Source organism: Marinobacter manganoxydans MnI7-9, from assembly GCF_000235625.1.
In the GTDB taxonomy this organism is placed as follows: domain Bacteria; phylum Pseudomonadota; class Gammaproteobacteria; order Pseudomonadales; family Oleiphilaceae; genus Marinobacter; species Marinobacter manganoxydans.
The window spans coordinates 72,319-90,193 of sequence record NZ_AGTR01000013.1; the positions used below are offsets into that span (position 1 = coordinate 72,319).

Consider the following 17,875-nt stretch of genomic DNA (forward strand, 5'->3'; position numbering starts at 1 on the left):
CGGGCCGGAAAGATCAAACAGGAGATCCTGATGTTTGCACTGAGACACCACATTCTGATCGGCCTCTTCATGGCCCTGGCTCTGGTCGCGCCGACCCAGGCGAGTGAAGCGGAGGAGCTTCGCAAGTATGTGGATGCCAACACCCAGCGGCTCGTGGACAAGCTGAACGAGGAGCGCGGACTCTACGAGCGGGATCCAGAGGCTTTTTATAAAAGCATGGATGAGGCTCTGACCGATTTTGTCGACTTCCGCCGCATCGCTGCCAGGGTGATGGGCCGTTACGCACGCCAAACGACGCCTGAGCAACGAGACGAGTTCGTGGCCAAGTTCAAGCGCAGTCTGTTTGACAGCTACGCCCAGGCGCTGGTTAATGCCGAGAATTTCGAGATCCAGGTCAAGGAGGCGACCATCAACCCCCAGAGTGACGATCGAGCCTCTGTGCAGATGGAAGTGATCAGTGCCTCCGGTAATCGCTACCCGGTGACCTATTCGATGTACAAGACGGCGGAAGGCAAGTGGTTGATGGAAAACGTCATTGTTGAGGGCGTCAACATAGGCCTGGCTTTCCGGGATCGATTCGGCCAGGAAATGGAAGAAAACCGTGGCCAGATCCAGGCGGTGATTGATGGGTGGAGCGACGCTGTTGAAAGTCTGAACCTCGATCAGGAAGTCAACCAATCATGACCAGCGGCTCGCCTGTGGTTCAGCTCCTGGACGGCGTGCTTGTCGTGACCGGTGAAGTGAACACAGACACCGTGGTCGGCTTGAGAAAGCAGGGTGAGAAGCTGATCCGTTTGGCTTCTGTCGATCTGGTCGTCGACCTCGATGGACTGGTGACGGCCCACAGTGCTGTTCTCTCCATGCTGCTCTGCTGGCAGCGCCTGGCGCATCAGGCAGGCGTTGCCCTTTCGTTTCGTGGCGTCAGCCGCCGTCTGGCCTCGCTGGCAGCCCTGAGCAATCTTGATGATCAGCTTGAGGGGTTTGGTCCGGAAGCCGTCCATCCCGCCCACTGATTATTCCGGCCTCGCTCCCTTTCTTGACCGGATGCTAAAGCTGACCCGAGCGCCGGAATTGGTTACAATCTCGCCCCTGATTTCAAAACACCCGAGGATTGTCTATGGATGCCGCCCAAGTCACCGAGCTGGTCAAAGAAGCGTTGCCCGGCTGTGAAGTTCAGGTTCAGGTTGATGGTACCCATTACCTGGTCGTCGTGGTGGGTGACGTATTCGAAGGCCTGCCGACTATCAAGCGCCAGCAGTTGATCAACAAGGCGCTGTTCCAGCAGATCATGGATGGCTCGATTCACGCCCTTCATCCAAAAGCATTTACTCCGGCCGAATGGGCTGAGCGCCAGGGCTGAACGGCCCGGACAAAACAGGATATTTATTGTGGATAAACTTCTGATCAGAGGCCGCAAGCCTCTGGATGGTGAAATCCGGATTTCCGGTGCCAAGAACGCCGCACTGCCGATCCTGGCAGCCACTCTGCTGGCGGATGAGCCGGTAACCGTAGGCAATCTACCGCACCTGCACGACGTAACCACCATGATCGAGCTGCTGGGTCGCATGGGTGTTGAAGTGATCATTGATGAGAAAATGAGCGTGGAAATCCATGCCAACACCATCAAACACTTCCATGCCCCTTACGAGCTGGTGAAAACCATGCGGGCCTCCATTCTGGTGCTGGGTCCGCTGGTGGCTCACTTCGGCGAAGCAGAAGTATCCCTGCCCGGCGGTTGTGCGATCGGCAGTCGCCCGGTGAACCTGCACATCCATGGCCTGGAAATGATGGGCGCGGACATCAAGGTCGAGAATGGCTACATCAAGGCCAAGACCAACGGTCGTCTGAAAGGCGCGCACATCTTCCTGGATATCGTCACCGTAACCGGCACCGAAAACCTGATGATGGCCGCGGCCCTGGCCGACGGAAAAACCATCCTGGAAAACGCGGCCCGCGAGCCGGAGGTTGTTGACCTCGCCGAGTGTCTGATCGCCATGGGCGCAGACATCAAAGGTCACGGTACCGCCACCATCGAAATCAACGGTGTTGAGCGCCTGCACGGTTGCCATTACAACGTGCTGCCAGACCGTGTTGAAACCGGTACCTATCTCGTCGCTGCGGCTGCAACCGGCGGTAGGGTAAAACTGAAGGATACCCGGGAAGACCTGCTGGAAGCTGTTGTGCTCAAGCTTGAAGAGGCCGGCGCCCACATCAACACCGGCCCGGACTGGATTGAACTGGACATGAAGGGTAATCGCCCGAAGGCGGTTAGCCTGCGTACAGCGCCATATCCGGCCTTCCCGACCGACATGCAGGCGCAGTTCGCTGCAATGAACGCCGTGGCCGAAGGCACCGGTACCATTGTGGAAACCGTATTCGAGAACCGGTTTATGCACCTTCAGGAACTGATCCGCATGGGTGCGGATATCACGCTTGAGGGCAATGCCGCGATCATCAAGGGTGTGGACCACCTCACCGGCGCGCCGGTTATGGCCACGGACCTCAGGGCCTCGGCAAGCCTTGTCATCGCCGGCCTCATGGCCGACGGCGATACCATCGTAGATCGCATCTATCACATAGACCGCGGGTACGAGTGTATCGAAGAGAAACTGCAGTTGCTGGGTGCCACCATCCGCCGCCTGCCAGCGTGAAAGACATCTATCCAGACACTACGGGAAACCGGAAGAATCCATGACAGATTCCATAACCATCGCCTTGTCGAAGGGACGAATCCTGGAAGAGACCCTGCCGCTGCTCGCAGAAGCGGGCATTGAGCTGATCGACGACGTCAAAAAGTCGCGCAAACTGGTGTTCCCGACAACGGATCCCCATGTGCGGGTATTGATCATCCGGGCCACCGACGTGCCGACCTATGTTCAGTACGGCGGGGCGGACCTTGGTGTGACCGGCAAGGACGTGCTGATGGAGCATGGTGGGGAAGGGCTGTATGAGCCACTGGATCTGAACATTTCCCGGTGTCGCCTTATGACCGCCGGCCCAAAAGATCAGACTCCGCCATCCGGTCGTATCAAGGTGGCAACAAAATTTGTAAACCTGGCCCGCCGATATTACTCGGCCCAGGGCCGTCAGGCAGACATTATTAAGTTATACGGTGCCATGGAGCTGGCTCCGATTCTCGGGCTGGCCGACGAGATCGTCGACATTGTCGACACCGGCAACACGCTGAAGGCGAACGGCCTCGAGGCCCGGGAACTGATTGAACACATCAGCAGCCGGCTGGTGGTCAATCGTGCCTCCATGAAGATGAAACACGAGCGTATTAACCCCATAATCGAAAAGATGTCCGCAGCTGTGGATAAACGCCGGACCTGATGTCAGGGCCGGCCAGAGTCAGTTAGTCGTTAATCCCATACAGGATTTGAGTTATGACCGCCAAGATCACCCGATTGAACGCTTCCCAAAGTGACTTTAATGATGCGTTGGCCAAACTTTTGGCCTGGGACGACAGCGTTGATCATCAGGTGAACGAGTCGGTGCGCCATATCCTGCATGAGGTGAAAACCCGGGGTGACCAGGCGGTTCTGGAATTTACCGAGAAATTCGATCGCCTGAAGGTTGGGTCCGTCGCCGAGTTGGAAATGGATCAAAGCCGTTTGCAGCAGGCCCTCGACGCGATTCCCCAGGACCAGCGGGTTGCCCTTGAAAAAGCGGCTGAGCGAATTCGCGACTACCACGAACGCCAGAACCAGAAGTCCTGGCAGTATGAGGACGAAGACGGAACCGTGCTTGGCCAGAAGGTAACGCCATTGGACCGGGCGGGCTTGTATGTGCCCGGCGGCAAGGCTGCTTACCCTTCATCCGTGCTCATGAACGCTATTCCGGCAAAGGTCGCCGGCGTCAGTGAAGTGGTGATGGTCGTTCCAACGCCGGATGGTGTGGTGAACGACATGGTATTGGCCTCGGCAGCGATTGCCGGCGTTGACCGCGTATTCACCGTTGGGGGCGCCCAGGCTGTTGGCGCGCTGGCCTACGGTACAGAAACCATTCCGGCCGTCGATAAAATCGTCGGCCCCGGTAATATCTTTGTTGCCACCGCAAAGCGTGAAGTGTTTGGCGTCGTCGGCATCGACATGATTGCCGGGCCCTCGGAAATTCTCGTGATCAGTGACGGAAAGACCGATCCCGACTGGATCGCCATGGATCTCTTCTCCCAGGCAGAACACGACGAACAGGCCCAGTCCATCCTGATCAGCCCGGATGCTGAATTCCTCGACGCTGTCGAAGCCAGTATCAACAACCTGCTTCCAACCATGGAACGTGCCGACATCATCCGCACCTCCATGACTGACCGCGCCGCGTTGATCCATGTCACCGACCTGAAACAAGCCGCCGAAGTGTCCAACCGCATCGCCCCGGAACACCTGGAGCTGTCGGTTGAAGACCCAGAGGCCATGCTCGATGACATTCGCCACGCCGGCGCCATCTTCATGGGCCGCTACACCGCCGAAGCCCTGGGTGACTACTGCGCCGGTCCGAACCACGTGCTGCCCACCAGCGGCACCGCACGGTTCTCTTCACCCCTGGGCGTCTATGACTTCCAGAAGCGGTCCTCCATCATCGGCTTCAGCGCTGCCGGTGCTGACCGCATGGGACGTGTGGCCTCGGTTCTGGCCCGTGGCGAGGGCTTAACGGCACACGCCCGGTCGGCGGAATATCGTATTAAAGATTAAAAGACTTCACCCCCTATGTATGCAGGGCGGCGGGGAGGTCACTCTCCGAGAATGTCGGCGGCCATGGATGGCCGACGCCAAGCGCACATGGGTGTGGCAGAGCGATGATGAAGCGGAGCTTCATGCGATAGCCACACGACAGCAATCTGAGATTGCTGGCCGGACCCGCTTGCGGGTGCTCGTAGCGGTTCTCGGAGAGTGACCTGCCTGTCGCCCGTCTGCACCAAATGGAGTGCATAATCGATGAGCAAATTCTGGAGCCCCCTGGTAAACGACCTGGTTCCATACGTCCCAGGCGAACAGCCAAAAATGGCCAACCTGGTGAAGCTGAACACCAACGAAAACCCCTTCGGCCCCTCACCAAAAGTCATCGAAGCCATCCAGGCCGAACTGAACGACGGCTTGCGCCTCTATCCCGATCCGGAAGGCGAAAGCCTGCGCGAGACCATTGCGGCTTACCACAAGATAAAGCCGGAACAGATCTTCCTCGGCAACGGCTCCGATGAAGTCCTCGCACACATCTTCTTCGGTCTGTTTCAGCACGGCGAACCGATCCTGTTCCCGGACATCACCTACAGCTTCTATCCGGTTTACTGTGGCCTCTATAACATCGAGAGCAAAAAAGTACCGCTGACAGAAAGCTTTGAAATCAACCCGGAGGACTTCAAGCAACCCAACGGCGGCGTGATTTTCCCGAATCCGAACGCGCCAACCGGTCGGTATCTCGAGTTGCAGCATGTTGAAGAGATCCTGGTGGCCAACCCCGACCGCGTCGTGGTGGTGGATGAGGCCTACATTGATTTCGGCGGCGAGTCGGCAATCACCCTGGTCGACAAATACCCGAACCTGCTGGTCTCCCAAACGCTCTCCAAGGCCCGCTCGCTGGCGGGGTTGCGCGTAGGCTTCGCTGTCGGTCATCCGGACCTGATCGAGGCCCTGAACCGGGTGAAGAACAGCTTCAACAGCTATCCGCTGGACCGCCTGGCCCTGGCCGGTGCGAAAGCAGCCTACGAGGATGAGGCCTGGTTCCGGAAGTGCTGCGATGGCGTGATCTCCGAGCGAGAGCGGGTAACGTCTGCTCTCGAGGGGCTGGGTTTTGAGGTGTTACCCTCAAAGGCAAACTTTATCTTTGCGCGTCACAAAGAGCAGCCGGGTGAGGTTTTGGCGAAGAGCCTTCGTGAGCAGGGCATTATCGTTCGGCACTTCAACAAGCCCCGAATCAGCGAGTTCCTGCGCATCACCATCGGCACTGTTGATCAGAACGATGCTTTGATTGCTGGGCTCGAATCACTCTAGCCTTTGGAGCTAGCGGGCAGCGCGAGGCAGGCACCCCTTTTCGGGAACCGCTACGAGCACATCCATGTGCGCTTGACGTCGGCCATCCTTGGCCGCCGACATTCCCGAAAAGGGGTGCCTGCTTCGCTCGTCGAACTTCTCAGAAATAGTCCGGAGCGATTACTGATGGCTGAACGAAACGACATCCTTAAAAAAATCGGCGTATGGCTGCAGCCAGAGAATTTCCAGGATTACTGTCCGAATGGCCTGCAGGTTGAAGGCACGTCCGAAATTAATACTGTCATTTCTGGCGTAACTGCCTCAAAAGCTCTCATCGAAGCCGCTATTGAAGCAAACGCAGATATGATCCTCGTCCACCACGGTTACTTCTGGAAAGGTGAGGACCAGCGAATCCAGGGCATGAAACGAGAACGCTTGAAACAGCTTCTCGACAACGATATCAATCTTGTCGCCTACCACCTCCCGCTGGATGACCACCCGGAATACGGCAACAATCGTCAGCTTGCAAGTATTCTCAACATCAAGAATCCACGCCCGCTCGGCGGTCTGGTCTGGGAGGGTGAGCTGGAAGAAGCGATGTCTCCAGAGAAATTCGGTCTTCACATCGCCAGACAGCTTCACCGTGAACCGCTCTGGGTTGGCGAGGGTCCGGCTGCGATCAAGCGGGTAGGTTGGTGCACCGGTGCTGCACAGGGGTTTATTAACACTGCTCTGGACGCTGGCCTGGATGCCTACATCAGCGGTGAAATCTCCGAGCCGACGACGCATACGGCAAGGGAGTGCGGCATTCATTATTACGCTGCCGGACACCACGCGACCGAACGCTACGGCGTTCAGGCTCTCGGAAAAGCGCTAGTGGAGGAGTTTGGGGTAACCCACAAATTCATTGATTGTGACAACCCGGTCTGATCGCGAATAGGCGGTCAGACGAAGGCTTGAAGCGAATTGCACAGAGTTGATGGAGCGGGGTAGTCACCCCTTTCCGAGAATGTCGGCGGCCAAGGATGGCCGACGTCAAGCGCACATGGATGTGCTCGTAGCGGTTCTCGGAAAGGGGTGACTACCCCGGTCCCTGCCCAAGCTTGGCAGTCTTGTCGAGACTAAACTCCCAAGCTTCCGCGAGAGCAAAAAAGAACTCAGGCCTGCTGAGCCTTATCACCCTTCTTGAGCCCAAAGTCCTCAGCAAGCGTGCCGGAATCCTTAGGATCTGTCTTGGGCGCATAATCCCGCGGCGGCTCGGAAGCGTCCTCGCGAACCTCTTCCAGGCGCTTCTTGGAAGTCTCCTGCGCCAACTCCTCCATCCAGTCTTCGTCATTGCAAAGACGGTTGGCGCCGCGTGCCATATGCTGGTTCACGTCGCGGTAGGCATCGTTGAAGCGGCGCAGCAAATGGGCCGACTCCATGAAATGCTCGTTCACCTGGGCCTGGTAGCGGGTATATTCGCTTCTCAGTTCCTCAATCTGCTGTTCCGCCCGGCGCTGCCGAAGCGACGTTCCCTGCCCGGAACGGCCAACAAATACCCCGATGACAATGCCAACAACCAATGCGGCAATCGCTGCCAGAATCAGGTTTGTCATATGCTGTGTCGTCCTTTTACCTAGAAGTGAGCCAAGCCCCTGTTCGACGAGTATAACGCCCCAGGCTCCATCATCCCATGATTGTGGCCTGCGCCAATCGTCGTATTGCTGCCCAGGCGGCCAACGTGGCGAAAAATCGCCAAATGCGAGACAATATGGCGCCCAAATTTACGATCAACTTCCGGGAATACCTTGATGACAGCTGCGATGTCCTCCGAAACCAGTGCGACCATGACCCCTTGGCAACGTTACCAGAAGGATCTTGAACGCCCGGATTTCCAGAAGGACTCTGCCCAGGAAGATGCGGTCAAGCGCCTTCAGTCACTTTACGACAAACTGGTTGAAGCCGAAAGGGATCGCAGCAAGCCCAAGGCCAAACTTTTCCGCAAGCTCAAAAAAGGCAAGGAAGAGCCGGTCAAGGGCCTGTATTTCTGGGGCGGGGTAGGTCGCGGCAAAACCTACCTGATGGACACCTTCTACGAGTCGCTGCCTTTTGATCGCAAGATGCGGGTTCACTTCCACCGTTTCATGCAGCGTGTCCACAGCGAACTCAAATCGCTCAAGGGCGAGAAAAACCCTTTGGAGCTGGTGTCCAAGAAGTTTGCCGATGAAACCCGGGTTATCTGTTTCGACGAGTTTTTTGTGTCCGACATTGGCGACGCTATGATCCTCGCCACTCTCATGGATGGTTTATTCAGCCGCGGCGTCACCCTGGTGTGTACCTCCAACATTGTGCCGGATGGTCTTTACAAAGATGGTCTCCAGCGCGCCCGGTTTCTGCCCGCTATTAAGCTCGTCAAAAAGCACACCGATGTGGTTAACGTTGATGGCGGCGTAGACTACCGGTTGCGGACGCTCGAGCAGGCGGAACTGTTCCACTCGCCTCTTGATGAAGATGCGGACGTCAGCCTGCGCAAAAGTTTCGATGCTTTGGCGGTTGAGGCCGGCAAACACAGCAAATCCATGGAAATCAACGGCCGTAAAATTCCGGCCCAGGCGCACGCAGACGACGTGGTCTGGTTCGATTTCAAAGACGTCTGCGACGGCCCACGAAGCCAGAACGATTACATCGAGATGGCCAGGCAGTTCCACGCCATCATCGTCAGCAACGTGCCCGTCCTGGGCAAAGAAAAAGACGATCAGGCGCGCCGGTTCATTAACATGATTGACGAATTTTACGACCGCAACGTTAAAGTCATCATCTCGGCGGCGGCACCTATCACAGAGCTTTACACCGGCGGCCGCCTCGGCTTCGAATTCGAGCGCACCGAATCTCGACTGCTGGAAATGCAGTCCCGGGAATACCTTGAAGCACCGCACAAACCATAAAAAAGAAAACAGCCCTGCGTAGGTCGGATCAGCACAGCGCAATCCGACAAGAACCTGCCAGACAACCAACAGAGAGATTCAGAAATGAGCACAGACAACGTCGTTATCGTAAGCGGGGTTCGTACCCCCATGGGTGGATTCCAGGGTAGCCTGGCCAGTGTCAGCGCAACCGATCTTGGAGCGATCACCATCGCCGAGGCCGTAAAACGCGCCGGTCTGAAGCCTGCGGATGTGCAGGAAGTCATCATGGGCAACGTCCTGCCTGCCGGCCTAAAACAGGGCCCGGCCCGCCAGGCTATGCGCAAGGCCGGCCTGCCGGATCACACTGGAGCTACCACCATCAATAAGCTCTGCGGCTCCGGCATGAAAGCCGCCATGTTCGCCCATGATCTGATCAAAGCCGGCAGCAATGACATCATGGTAGCTGGTGGTATGGAGAGCATGTCCAACGCCCCCTATATTCTGCAGGGCGTCCGCAGCGGCTACCGCATGGGACCGGGCCAGGCACCCCAGGATCATATGTTCCTGGACGGCCTCGAAGACGCCGAAACCGGTCGCCTGATGGGTGCCTTTGCCCAGGAAATGGCGGACAAGAAAGGCTACACCCGGGAAGAAATGGATGAATACGCCATCACCTCCCTCACTCGGGCCAAAAAAGCCATTGAGGAAGGCCTGCTGAAAGACGAGATCATTCCGGTAACCGTGAAAAGCCGAAAAGGCGAGGTGGTCGTTGAGGACGACGAGCAGCCCCACAACGCCAACATCGACAAGATCCCGAGCCTCCGCCCGGCCTTCGCTAAAGATGGCACCGTCACAGCGGCAAACGCCTCTTCGATCTCAGACGGCGCTTCTGCGTTGCTGCTGATGCGCGAGTCCGAGGCTGAAAAACGCGGCCTCAAGCCGCTGGCCCGCATCGTCGGCCACAGCACCCAGTCCCAGCATCCGTCCGAGTTCACCTGCGCCCCGGTTGGCGCCATTGAAACCCTGTTTGGCAAAACCGGCTGGAGTAAAGACGACGTCGACCTCTTCGAAATCAACGAAGCCTTCGCCATGGTCGCCATGATGCCCATCCGCGAACTAGGCCTGGACCCCGAGAAAGTCAACATCCACGGCGGCGCCTGCGCGCAGGGTCACCCCGTCGGCTCCACCGGCTCTCGCCTGCTTGTCACCCTCATGTACGCTCTTCAGCGTTACGGCAAAAAGAAGGGCATTGCAGCTCTTTGCATCGGTGGCGGCGAGGCTACGGCCATGGCGATTGAGATGCTTTAAGCAAGAATCCTGGATAGCTCTTTTGCTTCGGTTGTTGGGCAAGGGGCGGTCGTCTTTCTGAAACACGCCGTGAATACGTCCCTGTAGGCTTGACGGCAGCATCCATGCTGCCGACAGTTTCAGAAAGACGACCGCCCCTTGCCCCTGACAATACGAGAAGGCTTTTCGAGGCACTGGTGCCGAAGCTTCCTTTTGTCGTGAATCTGGTGACATCTGAGTCGCAGATTACATCGGAACTATGGGCGCTGACGTCGGGGTGAGCCTTCCGGGAATGTAGAGGGCCATGGATGGCCCGAAACAAGCGCACATGGATGTGCTCGTAGCGGTTCCCGGAAGGCTCACCCCGGCGGCAGTGCTTGCTCCCAAGTTTAAAGCGAAAAAAACCACCAAAACCAAAGTGGTTGCATCTAATTTTGTTGTCTATAGTGATTCTGTGCGACGAAACCCGGCGGCAAACGGCGTTTACAGGGGGATGATAGCAAAATCATACTTTTGACTGATCAAAGCGCCCGAAGGCGTTAGCTATAGTGCCAACATCACGAGCACTGTGCATGAAGCCTCCAATACATCGTGAACACCAATAATCAGAGCAGCGACTCAGAACAACAATGGAGTAGCCTTCCAATGACAAGAAAAACACATCAATGGCAGCGTTGGACCAAATTACCGCTGGCCGTGGCAGTTGCAGCCGGGATGTCCGGTCACGCAGCCGCCTATTCGTTTTATGTGGGTGATGTGGAAGCCCAGTTCAACACCACGCTGTCTGCGGGTGCAGGTTGGCGGGTCGAGGATAGAGATAAGCGTCTGATCGCGCAGGGTAACCTTGGCCCCGAGTATGCCCCAGGTGGCTCCCTTGCCAATATTGGTTCCTCTACGAACAACTATGACGACGGCAACCTCAACTTCGAGAGTGGCGATACTTACTCCAAGATCGTCAAGGGTAACAGTGAACTTTACCTGAACTACTACGTTGACAACCCCTACCTTACACGCGTGGGCGGCCTGCTTCGTGGGCGTTACTGGTATGACTTCGAGTTGAAAGACGAGAACCGCGCCGTTGATTTTGTCGGCCAGCAGCGTGAGCTGAATCCAGACGCGAAAGATAATGCTTCCGGTGGTGAAATCCTCGACGCCTACATTTTCTCTGACTGGTATTTCGGTAATGTTCCGGTCAGCCTTCGCTACGGCAAGCAGGTTGTGAGCTGGGGCGAGAGCACCTTTATCCCGGGCGGCATCAACGTCATCAACCCGGTGGATGTTCCCGCCTTCCGGGCGCCGGGCTCTGAACTGAAAGACGCGCTTCTCCCGGTCGAGATGTTCTACATGTCTGCGGGTATCACAGAGAACGTCACCGTTGAGACCTTCGTACAGGCAGACTGGGAGCCGGTTCGTCCGGACGACTGTGGTACCTTCTTCTCCACCAACGATTTCGCAGCTGATGGTTGCGGCCCGGTACTTCTCGCTGGCCAGCTACCGGATTCCCAGGCCTTTGCACAGGGCTTCATCGCGCCTCGGATTGGAGACCAGGAAGCGGATTCCAAAGACCAGTTTGGTGTGGCCGTGCGCTGGTATGTACCTGAGCTGAATGACTCAGAGCTGGGTTTCTACTACATCAAGTACAACAGTCGTCTGCCATACGTCAGTGGTCTGGTGAACAACCCATCCAGCCCGACTTCGACGCAGCAGAACGATCCGAGCCTGCCGTTCTCCAGCTTCCCGAGCTACTTCATCGAGTACCCGGAGAACATCAACCTGTACGGCATCAGCATCAACACCACCACACCCGGTGGCTGGTCGCTGGGCGCTGAATACAGCTTCCGCGACAACGTGCCTTTGCAGTGGAACGCTTTTGAATTGATCTTTGGTGGCTTGCAGCAGCGTGATCCAGCAGGTGACCCACTTAGTAAGCTGGAAGCGCAGCGTCTTGCAGAAAATCCGGGTGCAAACCTGGCTGGCAAGCCGGTCGCCGGATACGATCGTTTCAATGTGTCCCAGGCTCAGTTTACGCTGATCAAGTTCTTCGATCAGGTAATGGGCGCCAGTCGGCTGTCTTTGATCACGGAGTTCGGTGCAACTTATGTGCATGACCTGCCGGATTACGACGAAGCTCGTTACGGTCGTTCAGGCACCTTCGGTATTGGTACTCTCCCGTTCGGCCCAATCGACATCTGTTCCGACGGTGGTGCCAACATCAACACCAACTACTGTAACAACGAAGGCTTCACAACCGACTTCTCGTGGGGTTACCGTACCCGTCTGGTTTGGGATTACCTGGACGCCGTGGCCGGTGTTAACCTGTCACCGCAGCTGGCCTGGAGCCACGATGTTGAGGGTTACAGCCCGCAGCCGGGCGGTGCTTTCAACGAAGGCAGCAAGGCTATCGGTCTGTCTCTGCAGGCGGTTTACCAGAACAAGATTACCGGCAACATCGGTTACACAAACTTTTTCGGCGGCAAGCCGTATAACGAGTTGACTGACCGCGATTTCGTGAGTGCTAGCGTTTCATACTCATTCTGAACCCGGAAAGTATTCGTTGAACGAGGGAATTTAAATGAAACTAAACAAGAAACTACTGGCCACAGGCGTTCTGGCAGCGAGCATGTTTGCCGGCCAGGCCTGGGGTGCGGTTTCTGCTGAAGAAGCGGCCAAGCTGGGTAACTCGCTGACACCGATGGGTGCAGAAAAAGCCGGTAACGGCGGTGCCATTCCCCCCTGGACCGGTGGTCTGACAACGCCGCCTCCCGGCTACAATAATGACGGCATCTACGTGAATCCGTTCGCGGATGAGCAGCCCAAGTTCACCATCGATCAGAACAACGTCGAGCAGTACAAAGACAACCTGTCCCCTGGCCAGGTGGCTATGATCGAGCGCTACGATGACTACTTCATGCCGGTGTACGAAACCCATCGTACTGCTGCTTATCCTGAAGAGGTCATGGAGCAGACCGTTGAAAACGCGACCACGGTTGAGCTGATCAAGGACGGTAACGGTCTGGGCAACTATCAGTCTGCCACCCCGTTCCCGATTCCCCAGAATGGTCTGGAGGCAATCTGGAACCACATTACCCGTTACAGAGGTGGTTCTGTACAGCGTACCGTTGGTCAGGTGACGCCGACTGAAGCTGGTGATTTCTCTGTTGTGAAATTCCAGGACGAGCTTACCTGGCGTACCTACCTCTCGGATTACAATCCGGACGAGGATGCGAACGTTCTGTTTTACTTCAAGCAGGCCATTACCGCTCCGGCACGTCTCGCCGGTAACGTACTGCTGGTACACGAGACCATCGACCAGGTTGCCGAGCCTCGCCGTGCGTGGGTTTACAACGCCGGTCAGCGTCGGGTTCGTCGGGCACCTCAGGTAGCGTATGACGGACCGGGTACCGCGTCTGACGGTATGCGTACCTCGGATAATTTCGACATGTTCAACGGTGCTCCGGACCGCTACAACTGGGAGCTGGTTGGCAAGAAGGAAATGTACATTCCGTACAACTCCTACAAGCTGACCGATCGCAGCCTTAGCTATGACCAGATCATTCAGGCTGGTCATATCAATCAGGATTACACTCGCTACGAGCTGCACCGTGTATGGCATGTTCGCGCAACCCTGAAAGAAGGGGCCCGCCACATCTATGCCCAGCGTGACTTCTACATTGATGAAGACTCCTGGCAGGCATCTGTCATTGATCACTACGACGGCCGTGGCGAACTCTGGCGTGTTGCAGAAGCCCACAATATGCAGTTCTACGATCAGAACGTGCCCTGGTACGCCATAGAGACGCTGTACGACCTGCTCTCTGGCCGCTACCTCGCGCTTGGTCTGACCAACGAGGAAGAGAATCCGTATGAGTTTGGCGTTGAGCGCCGCTCCAGGGATTACACGCCGGCCGCATTGCGCCGCGCCGGTACCCGGTAAGGGTTCTACAGAAGACCAAAAAACGGCGGGCCTCACGGCCCGCCGTTTTTTTTACACCCTGGAAAACCCTTTCACGTCAAAATTTTGCAGCCCACCCCTCAATTGGTTTAACCTTCTTATCATACTAAAGGCGTACCCGATGTCGGTCGCCATTGAAAAGTCAGTGCAAGATCCACTTTTCCGGCGGTGCAAGGCAGTGCGAGCCGGAGCTAAATGGGGCAGTGCGTGAAACCATTCAATGATGGCTGTGCAGCCAACGACGAATTCCAGTCAGCGAACAGTGGTCTTCAACGGGGCGAGTTAATCAGGGACCTGCTCAGACAACGGGTTCATATTCCCCCGGTTCCGTCCGATTCAATGGTTCGGCCAAAGCTTGATACCAGGATTTCCGAAGCACTGACTTCCAGAGGTGTTCTTTTTCTGGAGGCGCCCTGTGGTTACGGCAAATCCCACGCTGTGGTCAGCGGCCTCGTCAGCGCTCAAATGGCTGCCGATCAAGTCCGCTGGATTACGCTGAACTCCCAGGATAATGCACCATCCCGCTTCCTGACCTTGCTTGCCATTGCCCTGGATCTGCCTGAAACCCCGGAGCAGGGGCTCCAGAGCGGCGCCACCTTCTCGGATACCCTTTCGATGATGCAGGTCGCTTTGGCGCGAGAGGGTTCCGGCCAGCCACGGGTCCTGGTGCTCGACAACCTCCAAAATCTCAGCAATCCCGCCGTAGTGGACCTGCTTCAACAGCTGGTGATGGAATTTCCGAGTGGTTCGTCCATCATTCTTATCTCCCGTAAGGCGCTACCTTTCGAAACGCACAGCCTCGAGCTGGAAAACCGTTTCACCCGCATCGGGTCTGAAACGCTTGAGTTTTCCCGTTCAGAAACCTTCGAGTTTTTCCGGTCCGCCACGACGAAGAGCGAACTCACCAGCGTTGCTGTCGATAACCTCTACTATATGACCGAGGGCTGGGCGACGCCGTTGGCGCTGTATCGTCGGGAGGTTGCTCAGAATATCGAGCGCAAACCCATTCAGGAAACACCGAGCGTTGAAAGGTTTTTGAAGGAGTCGGTGCTTGGCAATCTGACCCCGGGGCAGATGCGGTCCATGCGGGGTATTGCAGAACTTGAACTGTGCTCCGATGAACTGTTCCTGGCGCTTGAGCGACTCCTGCCTGAAGCTGGCTTTGTTCCCTCTCAGGCTGCCGAGCGGGGGCTGCCCCTGAAGCCGATGCCGGGCCGTGGTCGCTGGTTCCGTGTAAACCCGTTGTTGCAGGAATGGCTGAAGTCGCCCGTAATGGCCGGTTATTCGGAGCGGATGCTGCAGGCGAGCCGATGGTTTGGCGTGCGCGACCAGTTCCCGGAAGCATTGAAATACGCGCTACTGTCTGGAGATGCCGAGGAAGTCATCCGCATAGCCGCTGAGGGATCAGAGGCTTTGCTGTTGGGTCAGGATACCGCATCGCTCCTGCGCCTTCGAAAGAGTCTGCCGGCCCAGCTCCTGGAACGAAGCGTGCGTCTCAGAATTGTCTATAGCTGGGTTCATGCAATTGGCGGCCAGTTCCGCCAGGCTCGAGCGCTGATTGATGGTCTGGCTGTGACCGACCGACAGGAGCAGGCTGCACGGATTCGTGCCTTGAAAGCGTTTATCCTGCGGGGCGAGGGCAGTGTTGGGCCGGCTTTGGACATGGCTGATGAGGCCCTGGCTGACGGGGAACTCAGTACTCAGGGCCAGCTTGTCACGCAGATGGTCCGTTCCAGTGCATTGTGCGCCGCGGGTCGATTCCCGGAGGCCCGGGAAGCAAACCGGGCTGCGTCGAGACTGGCAAGAGAAGCGGGCGATTCCGGTTCGGAAGCACTGGCGGTTTATGCCCATGCCCGGATCGAACTGGGCAAAGGCGCCCTGAAACATGCAGAGCAATTGTTGCGCACCGGTCTCGATACCGCCATGCAGGAGCTCTCGCGTCCTGCCCGGATTGGTGAAACCCGCCTGCAACTGAATCTGGTGCTTGTGCTTTGGCATCAGGGCCGTGAAGCGGAAGCAGATCGCCTGTTGGTCACCTGTGGGCGACATGCTGAACAGACCAGGGATCTTGGACTGCTGCTGGCGATGACCATTCGTGTCTTGATGTGTCGGGCCCAGGGGCGATTGGAGGATGCGTTTGTCTGGATTGGTCGGGCCGAGCGTACCATGCATTCCTGGCAAGTCGACGAATCCCTGTTCGTACCTGTTCTCGAGGCCCTGAAAGCCAACTGCTGGTTGTCGCAGAATCAGATCGACAGTGCCGATCAGGCGGTTCGAAAGCTTGCTCCTTACCGGGAAGCGGGCTGCGTACCGGAGCTTTTCCCCATGATGCCGGGCTTGCTGGACTGCCTTCAGGTTCGGGTCGACCTGGCCCGCGGTGATCTGATAAAAGCCCGGGAAACACTCCAGGGTATCCGTGAACGATATGAGGGAGCCATTCCATGGGGCGTAGAGCTCCACATGCGCTTGCTTGAGGCTGTGATCGTTCTGGATGAAAAGGGACCGGTGGTTGCCCTGAAGATTCTGTCTACCGTCGTCAATGAGGCTGCTGCAGAGCATTTCATCAGTCCTTTCCGGGAGCTCAGGAACGAATTGCAGGAGCTAATGACGAAGGGCTTTGGTCAGCTTCCCGAGAGTGCGTTTAAAGAGGCGCTGGGCGAGGTGTTCGAGCTGCGTGAGGTCGCGGGTACCCTGGACACCCTGGCGGAGCCCATCAGTGAGCGGGAGCAGGGCGTGCTTGAGCTGATTGCAAAAGGGCTTTCAAACCAGGAAATAGCTGACAAGCTGCATATTTCCCTGCACACGGTGAAAACCCACGCGCGTCGAATCAATGCCAAGCTGGAAGTGAAATCCCGAACCCAGGCTATTGTCCGGGCCCGGGAGCTTGGGCTGCTTTAAGCTCATCGATTCGCGCATCTTTTTCGGCCCAAATCTGGCTCACCCAGCGCTGGAACGCAATCCGGGTCTCCCGGTTGTTTTCGTAATCCATTCCCAGAAACTCGCCTGGAATTTCCCGCGTCCGAACGTCAATAATAATCCTTCGGATTCGCCCGCAAAGGTAATCCCAAAAGCCGGCCCTGCCTTCGGGATACACGATCGTGACATCCAGCATTGTGTGAATCATGTCGCCCATCGCGTCCAGTACAAAAGCCGTTCCGCCTGCTCTCGGTTTCAAGAGGTGCTTGTAGGGTGAATTCTGGCGATCATGCTTCTCGGGTGTAAAACGGGTGCCTTCCATGAAGTTGAAGATCGTTACCGGGGTGTAGCGAAACTTCTCGCAGGCAGCCTGGGTGGCCGCTACATCCTTTCCCTTGAGCTCAGGGCGTTTGGCAATCTGTTCCTTGGTGTGGCGATGCATGAACGGAAAATCCAGCGCCCACCAGGCAACCCCCAGAAACGGCACCCAGATCAGCTGTTTCTTCAGGAAGAACTTCAGCAGGGGAATCCGGCTGTTCAGTACGTACTGAATGGCGGGAATGTCGGCCCAGCTTTGATGGTTGCAGGTGACAAAATACCAGTGCTTCCGGCTGAGATTTTCCACGCCCCGCACATCCCAGTCGACCTTGTGCAGAAGTTCCATCAGCAGATTGTTGAAGCCAATCCAGACCCACGCGATGGTGTTGAGGATCACCGTGCAGCCCTTTCGTACGGCGGTAATGGGCAGAACGAGTTTAAGCAGGGCGACTGCGAGGAGAAACGGAATCAGCACCAACGTGTTACACAGGATGAGCAGGGCCGCCAAAGTCCCCTTCAGCGGCGCGGGGAGAAAATCGAGCATGGGG

The 17,875-nt window shown here is 56.9% G+C and carries 16 protein-coding genes; 14 read left to right on the top strand and 2 right to left on the bottom strand.

Annotation, left to right across the window (positions count from 1 at the left end; translation table 11 throughout):
* Positions 1-30 precede the first annotated feature (30 nt).
* The 8 genes from KYE_RS02780 (at position 31) to KYE_RS02815 (ending at position 6,896) form a co-directional block, all read left to right on the top strand.
* Positions 31-684, top strand: coding sequence for a phospholipid-binding protein MlaC (locus KYE_RS02780; protein ID WP_008170176.1), 654 nt, complete (start codon positions 31-33; stop codon positions 682-684).
* Positions 681-1,013, top strand: coding sequence for a lipid asymmetry maintenance protein MlaB (locus KYE_RS02785; protein ID WP_008170178.1), 333 nt, complete (start codon positions 681-683; stop codon positions 1,011-1,013). Before KYE_RS02780 ends, KYE_RS02785 begins: the two co-directional genes overlap by 4 nt.
* A 104-nt stretch (positions 1,014-1,117) precedes the next feature.
* Positions 1,118-1,360 carry a BolA family protein gene (locus KYE_RS02790; RefSeq protein ID WP_008170179.1) on the top strand — a complete coding sequence of 81 codons (243 nt, stop codon included), beginning with the start codon at positions 1,118-1,120 and terminating at the stop codon, positions 1,358-1,360.
* Between the two features lie 28 nt (positions 1,361-1,388).
* Positions 1,389-2,651, top strand: coding sequence for a UDP-N-acetylglucosamine 1-carboxyvinyltransferase (gene murA / locus KYE_RS02795; protein WP_008170181.1), 1,263 nt, complete (start codon positions 1,389-1,391; stop codon positions 2,649-2,651).
* Positions 2,652-2,691: 40 nt separating this feature from the next.
* The gene (hisG, locus tag KYE_RS02800; protein ID WP_008170183.1) at positions 2,692-3,333 is read left to right on the top strand and encodes an ATP phosphoribosyltransferase; all 642 of its coding nucleotides are present in this window, start codon (positions 2,692-2,694) and stop codon (positions 3,331-3,333) included.
* Between the two features lie 53 nt (positions 3,334-3,386).
* Positions 3,387-4,691: a histidinol dehydrogenase gene (gene hisD, locus KYE_RS02805; protein WP_008170186.1), complete on the top strand. Its 1,305-nt coding sequence runs from the start codon at positions 3,387-3,389 to the stop codon at positions 4,689-4,691.
* 243 nt (positions 4,692-4,934) lie between these two features.
* A complete protein-coding gene (gene hisC, locus KYE_RS02810) occupies positions 4,935-5,987 on the top strand; it encodes a histidinol-phosphate transaminase (RefSeq protein ID WP_008170190.1) in 1,053 nt (350 codons plus the stop codon).
* A 165-nt stretch (positions 5,988-6,152) separates the two neighbouring features.
* On the top strand, positions 6,153-6,896 hold the full coding sequence (locus tag KYE_RS02815; RefSeq protein ID WP_008170193.1) for a Nif3-like dinuclear metal center hexameric protein: 744 nt from the start codon (positions 6,153-6,155) through the stop codon (positions 6,894-6,896).
* 227 nt (positions 6,897-7,123) lie between these two features.
* Here KYE_RS02815 and KYE_RS02820 read toward each other — a convergent pair whose 3' ends face one another.
* Positions 7,124-7,564 carry a YhcB family protein gene (locus KYE_RS02820; RefSeq protein WP_008170195.1) on the bottom strand — a complete coding sequence of 147 codons (441 nt, stop codon included), beginning with the start codon at positions 7,562-7,564 and terminating at the stop codon, positions 7,124-7,126.
* Positions 7,565-7,795: 231 nt separating this feature from the next.
* On the opposite strand from KYE_RS02820, the gene zapE reads away from it, so the two are divergent.
* From zapE to KYE_RS02850, 6 genes are all read left to right on the top strand, one after another.
* Complete coding sequence (gene zapE / locus KYE_RS02825) at positions 7,796-8,893, top strand: cell division protein ZapE (RefSeq protein ID WP_008170197.1); 1,098 nt, start codon at positions 7,796-7,798, stop codon at positions 8,891-8,893.
* An 84-nt stretch (positions 8,894-8,977) separates the two neighbouring features.
* Positions 8,978-10,162 carry a thiolase family protein gene (locus KYE_RS02830; protein ID WP_008170199.1) on the top strand — a complete coding sequence of 395 codons (1,185 nt, stop codon included), beginning with the start codon at positions 8,978-8,980 and terminating at the stop codon, positions 10,160-10,162.
* Positions 10,163-10,445: 283 nt separating this feature from the next.
* Complete coding sequence (locus tag KYE_RS02835; protein WP_008170200.1) at positions 10,446-10,658, top strand: hypothetical protein; 213 nt, start codon at positions 10,446-10,448, stop codon at positions 10,656-10,658.
* A gap of 128 nt (positions 10,659-10,786) precedes the next feature.
* Positions 10,787-12,679: a DUF1302 domain-containing protein gene (locus KYE_RS02840; RefSeq protein WP_008170201.1), complete on the top strand. Its 1,893-nt coding sequence runs from the start codon at positions 10,787-10,789 to the stop codon at positions 12,677-12,679.
* Between the two features lie 34 nt (positions 12,680-12,713).
* A complete protein-coding gene (locus tag KYE_RS02845; RefSeq protein WP_008170202.1) occupies positions 12,714-14,075 on the top strand; it encodes a DUF1329 domain-containing protein in 1,362 nt (453 codons plus the stop codon).
* 213 nt (positions 14,076-14,288) lie between these two features.
* A complete protein-coding gene (locus tag KYE_RS02850; protein ID WP_008170203.1) occupies positions 14,289-16,991 on the top strand; it encodes a LuxR C-terminal-related transcriptional regulator in 2,703 nt (900 codons plus the stop codon).
* Here the strand turns inward: KYE_RS02850 and KYE_RS02855 are convergent.
* On the bottom strand, positions 16,957-17,871 hold the full coding sequence (locus KYE_RS02855) for an acyltransferase (protein WP_008170205.1): 915 nt from the start codon (positions 17,869-17,871) through the stop codon (positions 16,957-16,959). The genes KYE_RS02850 and KYE_RS02855 overlap by 35 nt on opposite strands.
* Positions 17,872-17,875: the final 4 nt, after the last annotated feature.